22 protein-coding genes are annotated in these 18,330 nt (G+C 72.7%); 5 read left to right on the top strand and 17 right to left on the bottom strand.

All coding sequences use genetic code 11. The features are described 5' to 3' along the window. Window positions 1–580 (bottom strand): TetR family transcriptional regulator (locus tag ABD308_RS29565; protein ID WP_344341529.1); only part of this gene is annotated, 580 nt, incomplete at its 3' end. 125 nt (window positions 581–705) lie between these two features. Here ABD308_RS29565 and ABD308_RS29560 point away from each other — a divergent pair. Beyond that, window positions 706–1,923 carry an acyl-CoA dehydrogenase family protein gene (locus ABD308_RS29560; protein WP_344341526.1) on the top strand — a complete coding sequence of 406 codons (1,218 nt, stop codon included), beginning with the start codon at window positions 706–708 and terminating at the stop codon, window positions 1,921–1,923. Between the two features lie 19 nt (window positions 1,924–1,942). Here the strand turns inward: ABD308_RS29560 and ABD308_RS29555 are convergent, their stop codons facing one another. From ABD308_RS29555 to ABD308_RS29545, 3 genes are all read right to left on the bottom strand, one after another. Beyond that, on the bottom strand, window positions 1,943–2,530 hold the full coding sequence (locus tag ABD308_RS29555; protein WP_344341523.1) for a hypothetical protein: 588 nt from the start codon (window positions 2,528–2,530) through the stop codon (window positions 1,943–1,945). Window positions 2,531–2,622: 92 nt separating this feature from the next. After that, window positions 2,623–3,519: an enoyl-CoA hydratase/isomerase family protein gene (locus ABD308_RS29550; protein ID WP_344341520.1), complete on the bottom strand. Its 897-nt coding sequence runs from the start codon at window positions 3,517–3,519 to the stop codon at window positions 2,623–2,625. A gap of 19 nt (window positions 3,520–3,538) precedes the next feature. Next, window positions 3,539–4,099: a GNAT family N-acetyltransferase gene (locus ABD308_RS29545; RefSeq protein ID WP_344341517.1), complete on the bottom strand. Its 561-nt coding sequence runs from the start codon at window positions 4,097–4,099 to the stop codon at window positions 3,539–3,541. A 71-nt stretch (window positions 4,100–4,170) separates the two neighbouring features. On the opposite strand from ABD308_RS29545, the gene ABD308_RS29540 reads away from it, so the two are divergent. Both ABD308_RS29540 and ABD308_RS29535 read left to right on the top strand, forming a co-directional pair. Beyond that, the gene (locus tag ABD308_RS29540) at window positions 4,171–4,830 is read left to right on the top strand and encodes a TetR/AcrR family transcriptional regulator (RefSeq protein ID WP_344341514.1); all 660 of its coding nucleotides are present in this window, start codon (window positions 4,171–4,173) and stop codon (window positions 4,828–4,830) included. 499 nt (window positions 4,831–5,329) lie between these two features. Next, window positions 5,330–5,569 (top strand): helix-turn-helix domain-containing protein, encoded by a 240-nt coding sequence (locus ABD308_RS29535; protein ID WP_344341511.1) that lies wholly within the window; start codon window positions 5,330–5,332, stop codon window positions 5,567–5,569. 22 nt (window positions 5,570–5,591) lie between these two features. Here ABD308_RS29535 and ABD308_RS29530 read toward each other — a convergent pair whose 3' ends face one another. From ABD308_RS29530 to ABD308_RS29515, 4 genes are all read right to left on the bottom strand, one after another. Next, the gene (locus ABD308_RS29530; protein WP_344341508.1) at window positions 5,592–5,873 is read right to left on the bottom strand and encodes a hypothetical protein; all 282 of its coding nucleotides are present in this window, start codon (window positions 5,871–5,873) and stop codon (window positions 5,592–5,594) included. Between the two features lie 184 nt (window positions 5,874–6,057). Beyond that, on the bottom strand, window positions 6,058–6,300 hold the full coding sequence (locus tag ABD308_RS29525; RefSeq protein ID WP_344341505.1) for a hypothetical protein: 243 nt from the start codon (window positions 6,298–6,300) through the stop codon (window positions 6,058–6,060). A 159-nt stretch (window positions 6,301–6,459) separates the two neighbouring features. Further along, window positions 6,460–6,636, bottom strand: a complete 177-nt coding sequence (locus ABD308_RS29520) for a hypothetical protein (RefSeq protein ID WP_344341502.1) — start codon at window positions 6,634–6,636, stop codon at window positions 6,460–6,462. Continuing rightward, the gene (locus ABD308_RS29515; RefSeq protein WP_344341499.1) at window positions 6,620–7,114 is read right to left on the bottom strand and encodes a hypothetical protein; all 495 of its coding nucleotides are present in this window, start codon (window positions 7,112–7,114) and stop codon (window positions 6,620–6,622) included. Before ABD308_RS29515 ends, ABD308_RS29520 begins: the two co-directional genes overlap by 17 nt. Window positions 7,115–7,292: 178 nt before the next feature. Between ABD308_RS29515 and ABD308_RS29510 the strand changes: the two genes are divergently transcribed. Beyond that, window positions 7,293–8,609 carry an NsdA family TPR-like regulatory protein gene (locus ABD308_RS29510; RefSeq protein WP_344341496.1) on the top strand — a complete coding sequence of 439 codons (1,317 nt, stop codon included), beginning with the start codon at window positions 7,293–7,295 and terminating at the stop codon, window positions 8,607–8,609. 55 nt (window positions 8,610–8,664) lie between these two features. Then, on the top strand, window positions 8,665–9,198 hold the full coding sequence (locus ABD308_RS29505; protein ID WP_344341493.1) for an NUDIX hydrolase: 534 nt from the start codon (window positions 8,665–8,667) through the stop codon (window positions 9,196–9,198). A 69-nt stretch (window positions 9,199–9,267) separates the two neighbouring features. On the opposite strand, the gene ABD308_RS29500 is transcribed toward ABD308_RS29505, so the two are convergent. From ABD308_RS29500 to ABD308_RS29460, 9 genes are read right to left on the bottom strand one after another with little or no spacing between them, the layout of a single operon-like run. Then, complete coding sequence (locus tag ABD308_RS29500; RefSeq protein ID WP_344341490.1) at window positions 9,268–9,603, bottom strand: hypothetical protein; 336 nt, start codon at window positions 9,601–9,603, stop codon at window positions 9,268–9,270. Continuing rightward, on the bottom strand, window positions 9,600–9,974 hold the full coding sequence (locus ABD308_RS29495) for a hypothetical protein (RefSeq protein WP_344341487.1): 375 nt from the start codon (window positions 9,972–9,974) through the stop codon (window positions 9,600–9,602). Before ABD308_RS29495 ends, ABD308_RS29500 begins: the two co-directional genes overlap by 4 nt. Then, window positions 9,974–11,065 (bottom strand): hypothetical protein, encoded by a 1,092-nt coding sequence (locus ABD308_RS29490; RefSeq protein ID WP_344341484.1) that lies wholly within the window; start codon window positions 11,063–11,065, stop codon window positions 9,974–9,976. The genes ABD308_RS29495 and ABD308_RS29490 overlap by 1 nt, the downstream gene beginning before the upstream one ends. Next, window positions 11,065–11,430 (bottom strand): hypothetical protein, encoded by a 366-nt coding sequence (locus ABD308_RS29485; RefSeq protein ID WP_344341481.1) that lies wholly within the window; start codon window positions 11,428–11,430, stop codon window positions 11,065–11,067. Before ABD308_RS29485 ends, ABD308_RS29490 begins: the two co-directional genes overlap by 1 nt. 10 nt (window positions 11,431–11,440) lie before the next feature. Beyond that, window positions 11,441–12,148 carry a hypothetical protein gene (locus tag ABD308_RS29480; RefSeq protein WP_344341478.1) on the bottom strand — a complete coding sequence of 236 codons (708 nt, stop codon included), beginning with the start codon at window positions 12,146–12,148 and terminating at the stop codon, window positions 11,441–11,443. Next, a complete protein-coding gene (locus ABD308_RS29475) occupies window positions 12,148–13,227 on the bottom strand; it encodes a hypothetical protein (RefSeq protein WP_344341475.1) in 1,080 nt (359 codons plus the stop codon). The genes ABD308_RS29480 and ABD308_RS29475 overlap by 1 nt, the downstream gene beginning before the upstream one ends. After that, a complete protein-coding gene (locus ABD308_RS29470; RefSeq protein ID WP_344341472.1) occupies window positions 13,224–14,405 on the bottom strand; it encodes a hypothetical protein in 1,182 nt (393 codons plus the stop codon). Before ABD308_RS29470 ends, ABD308_RS29475 begins: the two co-directional genes overlap by 4 nt. A 16-nt stretch (window positions 14,406–14,421) precedes the next feature. Further along, window positions 14,422–15,327: a phage tail family protein gene (locus ABD308_RS29465; RefSeq protein ID WP_344341469.1), complete on the bottom strand. Its 906-nt coding sequence runs from the start codon at window positions 15,325–15,327 to the stop codon at window positions 14,422–14,424. 1 nt (window position 15,328) lies between these two features. Continuing rightward, complete coding sequence (locus ABD308_RS29460; RefSeq protein WP_344341466.1) at window positions 15,329–18,208, bottom strand: phage tail tape measure protein; 2,880 nt, start codon at window positions 18,206–18,208, stop codon at window positions 15,329–15,331. Window positions 18,209–18,330: the final 122 nt, after the last annotated feature.

The following is an 18,330-nucleotide window of genomic DNA, read 5'->3' as shown; positions in this document are numbered from 1 at the left end:
GCAGGTAGCCGGCGGCGGCGAGCCGGCCCCAGAGCAGGTCGGCGAGCGCCTGGACCATCCGGGTGCGCGAGCAGGTCCGGGACTCCAGCCACCAGTCGCCGGCCGCGAGCACCATGCCGGTGATGGCCCGGCCCCAGGCCTCGGCGATCAGTTCGCGGTCGGCGCCGAGGTCGACCTGGTCGGCGATGGCCCGGGTGATCTCCTCGGCGATCTGCTGGAGCGCCGGGGCGAGCGCGTTGCCGGCGCCGCTCGGGTCGCCCGGTTCGGGGTGGGTGAGCAGCCGGTAGACCTGCGGGCGGGCCTCGATCCCGGCGAGGTAGGTGTCCAGCACGTGCTCGACCCGGTCGCGGCGTTCCAGCGGTTCGGCGAGGGCGGCCCGGACGGCGGCCAGCAGCCCGCCGGTGTGGCGCTCGGTCAGGGCCCTGATCAGGCCGTTCCGGTCGCCGAAGTGCCGGTAGAGGATGGGTTTGGTGATGCCGGCCTCGGCGGCGATCGCGTTCATGCTGGCGCCGGGGCCCTCACGCTGGACGACCCGGTCGGCGGCGTTGAGCAGCTGTTCCCGGCGGGGCTCTGGGTCCATGCGCGGTTTCCTCGTTTCGGGTGGGTGCGGGCGTTGACACCGGTTACCAAGCAGTAGCAGACTCCCACGATGTTACCGGTGGTAACACCCAGGTCGGTCGCACCCTTTTTCGGAGGCCCCCACCCATGAGCACCTTCTCCCTGGACCCGGGACCGGACCAGCTCGCCGTCCGCGACTGGCTGCACGGCTTCGCCGCCGACGTGATCCGGCCCGCCGCCGCCGAGTGGGACGAGCGCGAGGAGACCCCCTGGCCGATCATCCAGGAGGCCGCCGAGCTGGGGATCTACTCGCTCGACTTCTACGCCCAGCAGTACTTCGACCCCTCCGGCGTGGGCATCCCGATCGCCATGGAGGAGCTGTTCTGGGGCGACGCCGGCATCGGCCTGTCCATCGTCGGCACCACCCTCGCCGCCGTCGCGGTGCTCGCCAACGGCACCGATGAGCAGATCGGCACCTGGGCACCGCAGATGTTCGGCACCCCGGACGACGTCAAGGTGGCCGCGTTCTGCTCCTCCGAGCCGGACGCCGGCTCCGACGTCTCGGCGCTGCGCACCCGGGCGGTGTACGAGGAGGCCACCGACGAGTGGGTGCTGAACGGCACCAAGACCTGGGCCACCAACGGCGGGATCGCCGCCGTCCACGTGGTCGTCGCCACCGTCGACCCGGCGCTCGGCGCGCGCGGGCAGGCGTCCTTCGTGGTGCCGCCGGGCACGCCCGGGCTCGCTCAGGGGCAGAAGTTCAAGAAGCACGGCATCCGCGCCTCGCACACCGCCGAGGTGGTGCTGGACGCCGTCCGGGTGCCGGGACACTGCCTGCTCGGCGGCAAGGAGAAGCTCGACGAGCGCCTGGCGCGGGCCCGCGAGGGCGTCCGCACGGGCGGGCGGAACGCCGCGATGGCCACCTTCGAGGCCTCCCGGCCGGCCGTCGGCGCGCAGGCGATCGGGATCGCCCGGGCCGCGTACGAGGTGGCGCTCGACTACGCGCGGACCCGGGTGCAGTTCGGCCGCCCGATCATCGACAACCAGGGCGTGGCCTTCCAGTTGGCCGACATGAGGACCCGGATCGACGCGGCCCGGCTGCTGGTCTGGCGGGCCTCCTGGATGGCCGCCACCCGGCAGCCGTTCACCGCGGCCGAGGGGTCGATGTCCAAGCTGTACGCGGGCGAGACCGCCAAGTGGGTCACCGCGCAGGCGATGCAGATCCTCGGCGGCAACGGCTTCACCCGGGAGTACCCGGTCGAGCGGATGCACCGGGACAGCGCGATCTACTCGGTCTTCGAGGGCACCAGCGAGATCCAGCGCCTGGTCATCGCCCGCGCCGTCTCCGGGCTGCCGATCCGCTGAGCGGGGCGGGCCTCCGTCCCTAGCGGGCGGCCCAGAAGGTGAGCCCGGCCGAGAGGGCGCCCACCGCCGTGCCGACGACCGTCTGCGCGGCGGTGTGGTCCCGCAGCACCACCCGGGACCAGCCGATCAGCGCGACCGGCGGGTACAGGAGCAGCCACCACGGACCGAGCGCGACGGCCAGGCAGACCACCGCGCCGCTCGCCACGGCGGTGTGCACGGAGACCTTCCACCAAGCGGTGATCACCAGGATCGGGACCAGCGAGGCGAACATCGCCAGCACCACGGCGGTGAGGTCGCGCGGCGCGTGCGCCAGGAGCATCCCGGTGAAGCCGACCGCGACCGAGACCATGATGAGCGGGAAGAGCGTCAGGCGCCGGCGGCGGTTGCCGACGTGCCGGTCGCCCACGGTGCCCCGGCGCATTCCGAACCGGATGAGCAGGGTCGGGACCACGGCGGTGAAGAGGGCGGCGAACACCGCCCAGGCGAGGCCGTTCCAGCCGTAGCGGGCCCCGCCGAGCAGGAGCAGCATCGCGACGATGACGTTCTTCGGCTCCAGGCCGTCGGTGATCCTGCGGGCCCAGGGCGTCGAGGGCGTGGGGGCGGTCATCGCGCGGTGCTCCAAGGGGACGGCGGTGGATCGGTCGTATTCGATCGCGTGATCGTATCGACCGGCCCCCGGGCCGCCGTCCCCGGAGAGGCTCAGAACCGGGGCGGGCGGCGCTCCAGGAAGGCGGCGAGGCCCTCGTGGACGTCGGACGCCTCGCGGGAGCGGCGCTCCCAGGGGGCGAGGGCGGCGGCGGCCTGCTCCGGCGGGACGGCCAGGGCGGCCTTGACCGCGCCGATGGTCTGCGGCGAGCGGGTGGTCAGCAGCCGGGCGAACTCCAGGGCCGCCGCGTCCAGTTCGGCGGCCGGCAGGACGCGTTCGGCCAGGCCCAGCCCGGCCGCCCGGGGCCCGGGCAGCAGCTCGCCGGAGAACAGCAGGTACTTGGCGCGGGCCGGGCCGACCAGCCGGGTCAGCCGCAGCGTCGGCACCGCCGGGTAGACCACGCCCAGTTTGGCCGGGGTGATGCCGAGCCGGGCGTCCTCGGCGACGAACCTCAGGTCGCAGGCGAGCGCCAGCTGGCAGCCGCCGCCGACGCAGGCGCCGTGCACCACGGCGACGGTCGGGTGCGGGAAGGCCGCCAGCGCCTCCTCGGCGGCGACGTTGACCGCGTGGTAGGCGTCGGCGCGGTCCGGATCGCCGTAGACGACGGCGAGTTCGCCGATGTCCGCGCCGGCGCTGAAGGTGCCGCCCGCGCCGGTGACCAGCAGGGCGCGCACCCCCGGCTCCTCGGCGAGCCGCTTCAGCACCCCGGGCAGCGCCTGCCAGATCGCCAGGGTGAGGGCGTTGCGCTGGTGCGGGCGGTCGAACTCCAGCACCGCGACGCCGTCCTCGCCGAGGTGGGCGTTGAGGCCGTCGGTCTCGGTGGGCAGCGGGGAGCGCTCGCGCGTCAGCAGCGGCCGGGTGGCCATGGGCACCTCCGGGAGGGTGTGGGTGCGGACACTCTCCCAGAGGCCGTTCCCCCGGGGCGCGGCGGTGCCGGTGGAGCCGTCCACCGGCGCCGCCGACGGGCCGTCAGGAGGCGGGGGCGCCCTGCGGCTTCCACTCGTGGGTCAGCAGCGACCAGACCTCGCCGTCGTGGTGGACGCCGCCGTGCAGGTAGCTCTCCCGCAGCACGCCCTCCAGGGTGAAGCCCAGGCGCTGGGCGATCGCGCGGCTGCGGACGTTCTCCGGCCGGTTGTGCCACTCGATCCGGTGCATGCCCCGGACGGTGAAGGCGTAGTCGATCAGGTGCCGGACGGCGGTGGTGATCAGGCCGCGGCCCTGGCCGGCGGGCTCGGTCCAGACCCCGATCTCGCAGGTGCCGGCCTTGGCGTCGAACTGGACGAACATCACGCCGCCGACCAGTGTGCCGTCCAGCCAGATGCCGTAGAGGCGGGCGGTGTCGGCGGCCTGCCGGTCCGCGTAGCGCTGCAGGACGGCGCGCGCCGAGTCGAGGTCGGTGGCGAGGGCGGCCCAGCCGATCCAGGCGTCGATGTGGGCGCGGCCGCGCTCGATGTGCTCCAGGTACTCGGGTGCGTGCCAGGGCTCCAGCGGGCGGAGCTCGGCGTTCTCGGCGAGGGGGACGGCGAACATGGGCTGGCCTTTCGCGGCGAGGGGCGGTCTGCGTGCGTCCGTAACAAACGTTTGGTACGTAAGATAACCCCATGACACCGGCCCGTGGAGATCATGAAGCCCGCCGAACCGAGGTTTCCGAGGCGGTCTGGCGGGTGCTCTCCACGCGCGGTTTCGAAGGGCTCACGCTGCGTGCGGTGGCCGCCGAGATGGGCGCCAGCACCGGGCTGTTGACGCATTACTTCCCCAGCAAGAAGGCGCTGGTCGCGCACGCGCTGGAGGTGCTGGACCGGCGCTCGCTGGCCCGGCCGAGGCGGCTCGCGCCGGCCGAGGGGGAGCCGCCGCCCGAGGGGCTGGCGCGGCTGCGGGCGGCGCTGCTGGACGTGCTGCCGCTGGACGGGCCGGGCCGGGCGGGCAACCGGATCTGGGTGGGCTCCTGGGACGTCGCGCTGGCGGATCCGGAGCTCGCCGGGGCGCACGCGGCGCGGTACGCGCGGGCGCGCGGGCTGCTGACGGAGTGCGTCGAGGCCGCGCGGCGGCTCGGCGAGCTGCCGGCCGGTCCGCCGGCCGACGAGGTCGCGGCGGCGGCGCAGGCCTTCGTGCTGGGGCTGGTGGTGCAGGCGCTGTTCGCACCGGCGGAGTTCCCGGCGCGGCGGCAGACCGGGCTGCTGGACGACTACCTGGCACGGCTGGTGGCGGGCGGGGACGGCGACCGGCACGCGGGCGGGCACGGCGGCGGTTCGTCGGCGTAGCGCGCGCGGGCCGGAGTGTTTCCGGGAGCGGAATTCCCCGGCGGGGTCTTTTCGGGGCGTGCATGACACGGATGGTCACGGCTTATGCGCGCTCGGTGCCGGACGGCGCGGGAAATGCGCGGAGTGCGCGGCGCCGGACGTGGCGCGGTGTCGGGTGGCGCCCCCAGCAGGATTCGAACCTGCGACCTACCGCTTAGAAGGTAGTGGCGCCTGAGCGCTGTGCTCACCTGGCGTTTTGCCTGGTCGTGAGAGACCGATTGGAGTGCAGGCGGTTGGTCTCTACGCGATCACCGATTGGCTTGATATCGCTCACCGTCACCGGATATGGAACCGCCCCCTCGCCAGCGTACTGGGAGGGGGCAGCCCCCGGCTGTGGCCCCGCCATCTGGACGGGACGCGGCCTCGTGCAAGACGCGCTACCACAGCCGAGCTGTAGTGCCGAGCCGATTTACCCACTTGGGTAAGGCTTTACGCAGGTCAGGGCCTTAGGCATGAGCAAGTGAGTGCCGATGATCAACAGCCGGACCTTCAGCAGCAGCGCTGGGAGGTGGGCGCCCGACTGCGGGCGCTACGGCTAGCCAGGGGGCTCAGCCAGATCCAGCTCCAGACGCGTTCCGGCGTCGACAACAAGACCATCAGCCGGTACGAGAACGGACACCGGAACGCAGGCCTCGACGACCTGACGCGACTGGCGCACGCCCTTGAGGTCCCTGTGTGGAGGTTCTTCCGGGAGCCGTAGCCCTGACCTGACCCGGTCCGCGCTAGTCGGCCGGCGGCGTGGGCGGCGGCGGCGTCTTCGGCGCGGACGGCGGTGCCTTGGGTCCGCCGATCCCCCCCGACCCGCCGGACGGGTCTTTCTGCGGTGCCATCTCGGTGTCCTCCTCTTCCTCGGTCGGCCCCAGCTCGTCCAGGGCCTCGGCGATCTCCGCCGGGATCACGCCCGGCGGGAGCAGGGTGGTGCGGCCGGTGCGGCCGGGGCCGCGGCTGCTGCCGCGCTGGGAACCCCACCGGCCCTGCCGGTCGGGGGGGATTGTGCTGCTCATGGCGTCTCCTGAGGTGGCCCCGGCCCGGGCGGCCGGGGCGTCTATCCTGACGCCGGACTCAGGCTCGGCGCCGGACTTCGGTCGGATCAACGAGGGCCTAGGCCGTCGTGTGCGCGGTCGCGCCGCGCGCGGATACCTCGTCGTCGACCGAGCGCACCGGAGCGGCACCCGGATGCCTGGATGATCAGAACACGGTGTCCGGGTTGTCTCGCGTCTTGTTCCGCAGCCCCTTCGCGGCCCTGATGGCCTTGCCGAGACGGTGCCGCTCCTCGTTGCCGACGCTGCCGTCCTCGACGGCGAAGCGGGCCATCTCTGCGTGCTCGGCAGCGGTGCCAGCCCGTTCCCCGGCAGCGGCCTTAGGTGGAGTCGAACCCTTGACCGGTCCCGGACTCTGGGACAGCAGTTTGCTTATGAGGTTCTTCGCCATGTCGGTAGTCCTAGGTAGTGGTGGCAAGCAGTAGTGCGATGACCAGCAGGAGCGCAGCGACAGTGACGGCGTACGCCGCTGCCCACCGGGCCGGGGCCGGAGGACGGCCGTCCGGCCACGTGGCGGCCGCCCGGTAGTCGTCCTGGGTGTCGTCGTTCATCAGTGCGCAGCGGTGTGGTGGCGCCGCATGAGAACGCACGCGTCCGTGAGGGCGCTGGCGTCGCGGACCTGCTCGGCGGCGGCGTGCTGCGCGGCGAGGTGGCGGCACGTCGCACACCGGGCCTTCGGTCTGAGCAGCACGCCGGCCTCGGGGGCGGCGTCAGGAGGCTGCGGCATGCCCGGCCTTCCCCTGGTAGTCGCCGCGGGCCACCTGTCTGCGGATCCAGGACTGCGCGCTCGACGCGATACCCCACCGCAGGACGCAGCCGCGCTCGCGAACCGGTTCACCCGTCGTGGTGTCCTCGACCACCCACAGCCCGGGGTGCCTCCCCTGTCGGGGCTCCTGCACCACCCGGTACCGCTCGGCGTGCCGCTGCCTGGCTGTCCGGCCGTCACCGCGGCGGACACGGATCATGATCCGGCTGTCCGGGAGGACGACCGGGAAGTCGAGCTGGCCGCCGTCGAGCGCCGCCTCGACCTGTTCGGTGGCCCCGGTGCCGAAGAGCCAGCGTAGAGCGGCGTACTGCTGGTCCCCGACGTCCAGCTCCCGGACGGCCTGCCAGACGGCGGTCAGAGCCGCCGCCGGCGGCAGCGGCGTCGGGTCGAGGCGCCCCTCGACGCTGACGGTCCAGTCCTCACCTGCGGTCCAGCCCACTCGTCCTCCTCGATGCCGTGGCGGCACCGATCATCCGGCCGCGCTCATGAGGCCAGCGTGCCCGTGGCGGTGAGGCGCGGGCAGCGTGTGCGTACGTCGTGTCCGCGTACTTCGCTTCACACCCCGTGTGAAGCGAAGTGCTCTACATTGCTGACACAGCATCAGCAGGAGGTCACAGGTGGAGCCGAACCCACTGCTCGACGCCCTCATCGATGAGGCGGGTATGTCGCACGCTGGACTCGCAGCCCGGGTCAACGGCGTCACCGGTACCGGGTACGACCACACCGCCGTCGCCCGGTGGATCAAGGGCCAACGCCCTCGGGGAGCAGTGCCCGACGCCATCTGCGCCGTGCTCAGCAAGAAGCTCGGCCGCCCCGTTGCGCTCGACGACATCGGGATGGGCCAGCCCGAAGGAGCGACGTCGACCGCGCTGCCCAAGTACCTCGATCGAGCGACAGCTCTGTGGAGATCGGACGGCCAAGCGCGCCCCGAAGTGCAAGCCGTCCCGGCGGTGACCGGCACGGCTGCGATCACGCCGGTCTGGGAATGGGAGAACCCGCCGGACGATCGCGATGTTTCCCGCAGGGGTGCCCCTCGTGTCGGCGCGTCGGACGTGCAGATGCTGCGGACCGCCCGTAGTCGGTACGAGCAGATGTACCGAACGGCCGGCGGCGTCGCCACGAAGGGGCGAGTCGTCGCCTTCCTCACCGACCACACCGCCCCGCTCATCCGCGGGTCCTACTCCGATGTCCTTGGCCGGGACCTGCTGCGCGCTGCCGGAGGCCTCGCCGCCGTCGCGGGCATCTGCTCGTACGACGCAGACGCCCAGGGCCTCGCGCAACGCTACTTCCACCAGGCGCTCCGGCTCGCCAAGGCGTCCGGCGACCGCGCCTTCGGCGGGTACGTGATAGCGCTTCTCGTCAACCAGGCGCTGTTCCTTCGGGACTACCGGCAAGCTGTCGCTTTCGCCGAGGCTGGCGTCCGGTCCGCCGGCCCGCACATCAGCCACGCGCTCGCGACCGACCTCCACGCAATGCAGGCCAAGAGCTTCGCGCGCATGGGCGACGCCGCCTCGGCGCACGCGGCCATGGCCCGCGCAGAGGCCGCCGCCAGCCGCATCCGACGCGACGAGGAGCCACCGGAGACCGGCTACGTTCAGCCGGGCCTCGTCGAGGCGCAGCTCGCCGAGACGCTCATCAGCCTCGGCGACTGGAGCACAGCCCGGCAGTATGCCGAGGAGGCCGTCCAGAGCCAGGCACACGCACGAGGCCGCGTGCACCGCCTGGCCACCCTCACCACGGTGGACCTGGGCCGGAGCGAGGCTGAGCAAGCCGCCGCCCACGCAGTCGGTGCCCTGGAGCTGGCCGCCGGGATGGAATCCAGGAGGCTCCGGGACCGCTTCGTGGCGCTCCGGCGGCAGCTCGCGGACCACCGCACTGCGGCGACGCGCGACGCTGTCGACCGGATCGACGACGCCCTCGCGGTACCGCTGTGAAGACGTTGGGATACTGACGCCGAAGTCGGCGATCAGCAGGGCAGAGGAGCACAGCGTGTCGGTGTGGCGGAACCTGAGCGAGCGCACGGTCTATGAGAACCGGTGGCTCAAGGTCAACTTGGCCGACGTTGAGCTGCCCGACGGGCGCCACCTCGACCACTACGTCCTCCGGCAGCGCCCCGTTGCTCTCGCCACTGCCGTCAACGAACGGAATGAGGTGCTGCTGCTGTGGCGGCACCGGTTCATCACGGACAGCTGGGGGTGGGAGCTGGCTGCCGGCGTCGTCGAGGCTGGCGAGAGCCTGGAGGAGGCCGCCGCGCGGGAGATGCTCGAAGAGACCGGATGGCGGCCGGGCCCTCTCCAGCATCTCCTCACCGTGGAGCCGTCGAACGGCCTCGCCGACGGCCAGCACCACATCTACTGGTCCGACCGGGCCGAGTACGTCGGGCACCCCAAGGACGATTTCGAGTCAGAGCGACGCGAGTGGGTACCGCTGTCCTCCGTGCCGAGCCTTGTGGCCAAGGGAGAGGTCCGGTCGGCGAACGCCGTCGCCGGGCTCCTGATGCTGCACCACATCCGCCGGAACTGACGCGTCCGGCACCGCCTGAAACGACGAAACGCCCCCGTCCCGGCATGGCCGGGGCGGGGGCGTGGTGGTTCAGCGAGCCTGCTGCTGGAGATCCCTGACCGTGGCCTCGACTCGGTCCACGGCATCCCTCAGAGATAGACCCGAGTTGGGGTGCAGCTCGTGTTCGACGGCATCCATGCGCTGCGCGAGCTGGCCAACCTGGGCGAGCTGGGCCATCACACCCGGCCGAGCAGGAACACCCGGCCGCGCGGGCGTCCCAGTCCAATCGTCCGCGATCTCCTCCGCCCGGGCAACGAACCGGGCGACACCTCGGACGAACTTCCAGAGAAGGCCAAGGCCTGCGGCAACCGCGACGGCCGCCGCCGACCACAGGACGGCCTGGTCGACGGCGGAGACACCGGTCACTCGCGGCTCCCCACCGACAGCCGAACCTGCAGCGCGGGCCGGCCCGGCACCGGCGCGGTCACCTGCGTCCGGGTCCACATCGCGATCCCCGCAGCGACCAGACTCATCACCACCGCCTGCCGGTCCGCGGACCAGTCCAGACCAAATCCGACGCCGAGCGCGATCACCGCCTGGACCACGCCCAGGATCGCCGCCGGCGCGCCGTCGTGCACGATCACGGCCACGACCAAGCCCACGACCGCTGCGGCGGCCGCGTTGATCAGCGTCTGCTGGTCGGCGCTGACACGGAGGCCGAACGCCGAGGCAGCCTTCACGAGGACGCTGACGAGGGCGAGCCAGAGCGCAGGCTCACGGCCGAAGATGCGAGGCATCAGGACTCCTTCGTGGTGAGGTGAACGGTGATCCCGGCGATGGCCTGCTCGATCCGGGCGACCAGGGCATTCGGGTCGATCTGGCTGCCGGCGGCGATCTGCTGGGCGAGCGCGGTGATCGCGGCGGACTGCGCGGTCACCTGCGCGGACAGGGCGGAGATCTGGGAGCCTGCCAGCTTGGCGCCGTTCAGCGCCTCCCCCACCGTCGGTCGGTAGCCGTCCGGCAGGACCGCGTAGTCCGGCATCGGGGCGGCCAGCAGCAGCGCGGGCAGGTCCACCCGCAGCGCGGCGAGCGCCGCGTCCGCGGTCTTCGAGCCGTTCAGCAGCTCAGCCACGGTCGGCACGTAGCCGCCCGGCAGCGTTGCGAGCGGAACCGGGGTGGCGAGCAGCTGCTCCGGGGTCATGTCGGTCTCCAGGGGGGCGGGCGCCGGGGCCGGCGCGGGGGGCTTCGGGGCGGCCGGAACCTGGCCGGCGGCGACCGCGAGCAGGCGCTCGATCGGCAGGTCACCCGGGTCGCCGTGATCGTTCTCCGGCGCGTGCTGATGGCCGCACCAGCCGCGGAAAGCCGACCACTGCGCGACGGACATTCGGACGCGGCTGCGGCCGTACGAGGACGGGTACGGCAGCCACTCCAGGCCGCTCGTCAGCGGGATCCCGTGCTCGTCCCGCAGCCAACGCATCAGCCACGCCAGGTCCCGCACCGCCCAATCCGGCGGCTTCGGCCAGTAGATGTGCTCGACGCCGCGACGCGTCCACGCGTCATGGGTCGTGGGGTCGCACGTGCCGACGAGCTCGATCTGGAAGACGTTCGCCGTGTTCGTCTCCACGCCGCCCGGGGCGTTGACCAGGGCGCGTGCGGACTCGTCCACGTCGAAGTGCTGGTACCAGACCAGCCGCCGGGCCGCGAAGTCCGGCAGCGCGGTGACGGTCGGCGCCGACCGGCCACCGTCGTAGTCGTAGAGCTTCGGGCCCTCCGTGGTGTGCAGGAGGGCGCAGTTCACCTCCATGTCGGAACCGGTGAACGGACGGCCCCGGCCGAAGAACAGGTTGAGGTTGGCGCCGGGGATCTTCTGCGGTCCGGACCTGGCCATCAGGGCGCCTCCTGGGTCGGGCCGGCCAGCGGCTGCGGCGCGTCGGGGATGAGGGTGGCCAGCCAGTGCAGGTGGCCGACGGCCTCGGTGGCGGCCTGCTCGACGGCGGCCTTCAGGAGCAGCGGGTTCGGGGCCCAGACGGTTCCGGTGTAGGCGGGCACCGTCACCACGGAGAGCTGGGCGGTCATGCTGTAGTCGTCGGGCATGACGGTGATCGAGGCCGTGATCGTCGGCGTGTTGCGGCGGTTCGGTTCGGCGTCGGCGACCACTACGGCGACCGGCAGGCCCTGTTCGATCACCGTCGCGGTCGCGCGGCCCATGTAGTCGAGTTCGAGGCCCCAGGGGTGGGCGGGGTCGATGTCCATCGGTCTCCTGTCAGAGGGATTGGCGGGCCCACAGGCCCTTGTGCCAGAGCGTGCAGGTGCCCGTTCCGGCGGTGCGCTGGACCTGGAGCAGCAGCGTCCCGGACTGGCCGTAGGTCAGGCCGTGGGCGGCCGGGTCGGCGGTGAAGTTCGCGACAGCGTCCGTCGCGACGGCGATGAGGGTCGGGCCGAGCTGGACCAGGGGGCCGCCGGTGTCGAGCATCAGCCGGGCCTGGCAGGTGGTCGTCGTCGGCGCGGACAGGCTGTACTCGGCGGCGACGACGGGATGGTGGGCGTGCCAGGTGCCCCGGTGAATAGTGGTCCAGGCGGCGGAGGTGAAGGTGAGGGCACTCGCGAGCGGGATCGGGACCCAGGGTCGGGCCAGGCCCCACACACGGTCGTCGCCGAGCACCGGGTGCCCGGCGCCGTCGTAGACGGTGACGGTCTGCGGGCCGGCGCCCGCGGCGGCAACCTCCAGGGCGATCGTGCCGTCGGTGCGCCAGATGCGGCCGACACGCTGCGCCCCGTCCTGGCCGAACAGCATCTGGTCGCCGACGCCGGACGCCTGGAGGACGCGCAGCGCCCGGGTGCCGCCCACGACGAGGTCCCCGCCGGACGCCGTGTTCTGCGGCGGGCGGATCTGCGCGCGGCCGGTCGTCTCCCGCAACTGCTCCTCGATGCGGCGTAGACGGTCGAGGATGTCCTCCTGCTGCACTGCCATCAGGCCGCCTCCAGGTACAGGTCGGTGCTGCGGGCGCTGCGCCGCTCGGCGGGCTGCACCCGGTAGCCGATGACGCGGTAGCGGGCGACCAGGCCGTCGTAGTGCCAGGTGTCCCGCAGGCGCAGGCGCACGTGGGAGCCGAGCGGCGGCCGGATGCCGGTGACGGTGACCTGCGGGACCGCCACCGGCCGGGCGGCGCGGGCGAGGTCGGCGCCGGCGTGCTCGTCGAGGACGTCCTGCGTCTCCACCGTCGAGTAGTCCGAGGTGCCGTCCAGGCGCGGCCAGCCCTGCGCCCAGTCGGCCGGGCTGGTGAGCAGGGCCGACATGAGCGGCACGGACTCCGAGCCCATGTCCGTGGACGTGGACGCGCCCCGGGACTGCCAGGCGTTGGCCATCGTGGTGGCGTCCTCGGGCAGGCTGTAGGAGCCGACGAGGGATTTCGGGATGACCAGGTCGGCGGTGCCGACCGTGATCTTCGGGTAGCCGAGGCGCAGGAAGCGGTGGCGGGCCCCGGTGTCGTCCGCCCATACCTGGATGCGCCACTCGAAGCCGTTCTCGACAGCGGCGAGCTTGTCGAGGAGGTCGCCGACGTAGGGCAGGTCGTAGCGCGAGTAGGAACGGTCGCGCGGGACGCCGGACGTCTGGGTGTGGTCCATCTCGATGCCGAGGTTCCCGCCGGCCTGGACCTGGGCGTAGGTGGTCAGCTGGCGGGCGATGGCGAACTGGTCGGCCCCGGCGGCGACGAGGTCGGCGTACAGCAGGCGGTGCGATCGGAGGAAGGACTCCAGGCCGGCGGCTTGGATGTCGCAGCTGTAGCCGGCGCGCGGGTCGCGCTTGCGGGTGCGGGTCCACAGGGCGCCGCTCCAGGTGAGTTCGCCGTCCTCGACGAGGTGGACGATCGTGCGCCCGGGGATCAGGGCCTCCCGGATGCGCCGGGCCGTCCTGGTGTCCGGCACCGGGATGGTGGCGGACAGGCTGCCGGTCTTGCCGATGTAGTCGTCGTAGCTGACGCCGGTGAGCGTCATCCGGTCGAGCAGGCGGTCCGTCACGAGGTCGCACACCAGGGCCTGGGTGCTCACGACGCGGCCTCGTAGGTGATGGTCCACCGCATGACCGTCGTGCTGCCGGCCGGCGCCGGGACGGTGTTCGAGACAGTGTCGAACGAGCCGGCGGAGCTGCCCGTCTTGACGGTGAACGTGGCGAAGGTGGCGCCGCTGCTGATCTGGACGACACCGAGCCAGTCCTGGCTCCCGACCTGGAAGTAGTTGAAGGAGCCGACCGCGACGACGCCGCTGCCCGCGGCCTGCACCGGCAGGCTCATCCGCCAGACGCCGTCGCCACCGTTCGTGGTGGACCCGGCGTTGAGGGTTCCGATCCAGGTGATGAGGCGGCCGACCCGGCACCACCTGGTCGTCAGCGACCCGTTGCCGAGGTTCGGGTTGATGGTGGTTGCCGTCCAGGTCGGCACGAAGGTCTGAAACTCTCCGAGCCCGGGACTCCAGGCGGATCCCGACCAGCGCTGCAGGCCGATCGCGCCGTCCCTCCACTGCCCGGTGTAGGAGCCGGCCGCCAGAGTGCTGGGCGCGATGCCGCGCAGGGCCGACGACCAGGGCACCCACGTGGTTCCGTCCCAACGCTCCAGTGCGCCGGTGGCCGCGTTGTCGCGCCACTGGCCGACGTAGGCGCCGGGCACGGTGTCGGAGGCCGGGACGATGCCGCCCAGGCCGGTGGTGAACACGCGCCGGTCCGTGATCAGACCGCCGGTCACCCAGTCGGGCGGGGACCCGGCCGACGCGCCCGCCGGCACCTGAAGGTCCCACAGCCGCAGGTACGCCGTCCCGGACGGCGGTGCCGTCGGCGGTGACCCGGTCCCGGGGGTGCCTTGCTGGTAGACGATCGCGGCCAGGGTCTGGCCGGAGGCGTCGTAGAGGTGCTCGTAGGCGACCTTCCACACCGTGTCGTACCTGGTGAGCGAGGCGTGTCCGGGGGCGACGGTGAACGTCTCGGCGGCGGTGACCGCCAGGGGGTAGGCGCCCTGGGTGCTGGTGCCCTGGACGACGGAGCGGCCGGTGCCGATGCTGCCGGTCATGCCGGTCATGGTGAGCTGGAGCGGCTGGCCGCCCGGGATGACGCCTGCCCGGGTGGTGGTGGCGCCGGTCGGGGTCATGGTGCCGGTCGGCACGGCGCGGGTGTCGGCCCGGGTCTGGCCGGGGCCGCCGGTCGAGGCGTTGAGCAGCCATCCGGAACGCACGGTCATCGGGGTGCCTCCTCGGCTACCAGTAGGCGGAGCGCCACCGGACGGTGGCCTGCGCGGCGGGGTGGGTGCTGCCTGGAGCGGCGCGGAAGCTGAGCGTCGTCGCGGCGCCCGGCGGGAGCACGAAGTCCGTCTCGGGGGCGGACCGCAGGGTCGCGGTGGTCAGCCGGTCCTGCCCGGCGAGCTCCACGGACTCGGCCCAGGTGTCGACGATCAGGACGTCGCCGGCGGCGAGGACGATGTCGTACTCCAGCACCAGGCCGGTGCCGGCCATCGCGACCGACGGCCGCGTCACCGGCCCGCGGATCTCGATCACCGGATGCGCCGGCGCGTCCCCTGAGTTGACGCACAGCACGTCGCCGGTGGAGCCGGGCGTTCCCCACGTCAGCCCGGTCTCAGCCGGGGAGCCCCAGGCCAGCCCGGTCTCCGTCGGGGAGCCCCACGGGAGTCCCGCCTCGTCGGCGGGCAGGGCCGTCTGCGCCGACTGCTCCGCCACCTGGTAGCGGCGCGGGTCGCTCGCCTCCCACAGCAGGGCGACCGCGGGGGCGCCGAGCACGCCCTCGGTGGTGCTGGTGGGGACCCGGCGGGTGATGCGCGCCTGGACGAGCAGCTGCTCGCCGGCCAGCTGCACGACGAGCGGCTGCTCTTCCTGGCGGACCGCGGTCGCGGCGAACAGCTGGCGCCGGGCGGCCGGCCAGTCGTCGGGCTCGCACACCACCTGGAGGGTGCAGGCGATGCTGCGGGACTGGGCGAGCAGGGCGCCCGGGTGCGCGCCGATCTGCTGGGAGCGGGGCACCGACGCGTCGTCGAGGCCGGGCAGGTCCTCCCAGCCTGGCAGGTCCTGGACGGCGTAGACGGTGCCGTCGCCCCACAGCTGTCCGGCCCACTGGATCTGGAGGTCGCGGGTGATCAGCTCTCCGGCCATTTCACCCCCTGGCCTTGCCGAGGACTGCGAGGTCCATCGCGGTCTGCCGCGCGCCGCCGCTGTCGCTCTCGTAGTAGTTCTCGATCTGGAGGGGCGGGCCGCCCGCGTAGCCGCCGGCCGGGATACCGGCGGGGGCGGCGAGCGGGGCCCGGTAGGCGGGCGCGCTCGTGGCGGCCGGGGTGGTCCACTTCTGCAGCGGCAGGTCCGGGACGTCGACCAGGCCCGCCATGGTCCGCTCCAGGCTGGGGCGGCCCTTCTCGATGCCGTCCTCGATGCCGGCCGGGATCCACACGCCGATCCGGTCGCGCATCACCGTCGACGGCGATTCGATGCCGAGCGCCTTGGCGATCGGTCCCGGGATGGCGCTCTTCGCCCAGCCGATCAGCCGGTCTTTCAGCCACCCGCCCATGGTCTGGATGCCGTTCCACAGGCCGGTGATCAGGTCCTTTCCCTTGCCGGTCAGGAGGCTTCCCAGGTCGCCGATGGCACTGCCGATCGAGGCCGGCAGGCCCTTCATCCAGGTGACCAGATCGGTCATCTTCTCGACGGCCGTCGCCTTGATCGAGTCCCAGTGCTTGATCAACAAGCCGACGGGCGTGAAGTTCAAGAAGGCGTTGTAGATCATGCCTGGGATGCCCTTGAGGAAGTCCAGCGTGGCGTTCCAGGCGGTCACCGTCCCCGACTTGATCGAGTCCCAGTGCTTGATGATCAGCCCGACGATCGACCAGTTGAGGAAGAGGTCCCAGATCCATGAGGCGATCTGCTTGATCCAGCCCCAGACCCAGTTCCAGGCCGCCGCGGTCGCGTTCTTGACCGTGTCCCAGTTCATGACGATCAGGGCGACGAGGGCGATCACGGCGGCGGTGATCCAGCCGACGGGGCCCATGGCGAGGACCCATGCGGCCGCCATCTGCGCTGCGCGGATCATGGACTGCACACCCATCAGCACCCACCCGGCCACGACCTCAGCGGCGGCCGCGGCCTGGAGTGCCATGCCCCACACGGCGCGGGCGCCGGTGGCGACCCACGCGGCGACCTGCTGGGCGCCGCTCGCGACCGCCGAGGCGCCGGCGGCGATCCACCCGCCGACGGTCTGGTAGCTGGCGGCGACGTTGAGCGCCGCGTTGGTGACCGCGGCGGTTCCGGTGGCGATCCACGAGGTGACCTGGGCGGTGCGGGAGGCCACGGCCGCCGCTGCGGTCTGGGCGTAGGTGACGGCGGTGGTGATGAGGACCGGCAGCAGCAGCGCGCCGATCACCCCCGCGACGAGTCCGACGGCCGCGCGGTTGTCGTTCAGCCACTGCGTGGTGCCGATGAGGGCGGGGATCAGCGTGCCGGTGAGCCAGCCCGCGAGCAGCCCGACGGCGGGCACCAGATGCTGGCCGAGCCAGACCGCGCCGTCGATGACGACGGGAAGCAGGCTGTCCTTCAGCCAGCCGCCCACCTGGATCGCGGCCGGCAGCAGGGTGCCGCTCAGCAGGGTGCCGACGTTGGAGACGGCCGGCGCGAACTCGCTCGCGAGTTTGCCGCCCACCTGGATCGCGGCCGGGATCAGGGTGTCGCGCAGGAAGGTTCCGGCGCGCTCGGCGGCCGGCACGAGGTGGTCCTTCAGCCAGGTAGCGCCCTCGGACACCGCGGGCACCAGGCGGTCGGCGACTTCGCCGGCGAAGTCCTTGGCCGCCGGGATCGCGGTGCCCTTGATCCAGTCACCGGCCTGGGCGAACGCGGGGCCGAACTTCTCGGCGGCCGCGGCGCCGGCGCGCTCCAGTACCGGGAGGACGGTTCCGCCGACCACGGTGGTCAGTCCGTGCTCCAGGCCCCGGACGAACTGCGTCACCTTGGTGGAGGCGTTGTTGCGCAGGGACTCGCCCATGCGGTCGGCGGCGCCGCCGACCTCGCCGAGCGCGGCCGTCGCGGTCGACGGGTCGAGCGCGTACAGCGCGGCCTGGACGTCCTCGCTCTTGGTGCCGAACAGGGTCAGGGCAACGGCCTGACGGTCGATCGGGTCCTTCATGGCGCGCAGCCGGTCGAGGAGGGTGTCCAGGCCGGCGGCCGCCTGCGGGCCGCCCTGGACGAACGCCTTCTGCATCTCCGCGCCGGACAGGCCGATCTTGGCGAACGCCGAGTTGACGGCGTCGCCGCCGCCCTGCGTGATGAGGACGAGCTCCTTGAGGCTGTCCGCGACGACGTCGGTGTCGCGGGCGCCGGCGGCCATGCCCTGCGCGAGCAGGCCGGTGGCGGACGACGCCGACAGTCCCAACTGCCGGAAGATCGTGGAGTATTCGTTGAAGGTGTCGCCGAGGTCATCGGCCCTGGGGCCCATGACCTGGAGGCCCCTGGTGAAGACGTCGAGGGCCTCGGCGCCGTCCTTCGCCAACCCTGTCTTGACCGCCTGACCGGCGGCGTTGGCGGCCTGGCCGAGATCGAGTTCGAAGGTTCCGGCCAGGTCGGAGACCTTCGTGGCGATCGCGGCGATCTGCTGCTCGGTCGCGCCGGTCGGGACCAGCCCTGAGGCCATCGTGCCGCGGATCGCGACGGCCGCGCCCTCGACGTCGTCGGTGATCGCCTTGCCGTACAGGCGGCCGGCGATGTGCCCGTACTTCTGCGCGTCGTCACCGGTCGCGCCGAGCTGGGCGCCGATCCGGCCGCCGATCTTCTGCTCTTCCATGGCGCCCGCGACGCCCTTGCCGAGCAGCGCGCCGATGCCGGCGGCCCCGGCCGCGACGACGACGGTGGCGCCCTTGAGCACGCGCGAGGCGAAGCCGGATCCGGCCTCGTCGCCGGCGGCCGCGATGGGCGCGCCGAGCTGGTCGCGGATCTCGTTGCCGATGCCGCGCACGGAGGGGACGATCTGGAGGCTGGCGTAGCCGACGTTCGGCACCGGATCACCCCCTCCGGTGCTGCTGTGGTCAGGTCAGGTGGCCTGCCTCGACGGCCCTGCGGTGGGCACGGGCCCGCTCGCGGGCGGCTTCCAGGGCGGCCTCGCGCTCGGCCGCGTCACGG

This window comes from Kitasatospora putterlickiae, assembly GCF_039527695.1.
Lineage (GTDB): Bacteria > Actinomycetota > Actinomycetes > Streptomycetales > Streptomycetaceae > Kitasatospora > Kitasatospora putterlickiae.
The sequence above is the reverse complement of the archived record's forward strand: the minus strand, read 5'-3'. Positions and strand labels throughout refer to the sequence as shown.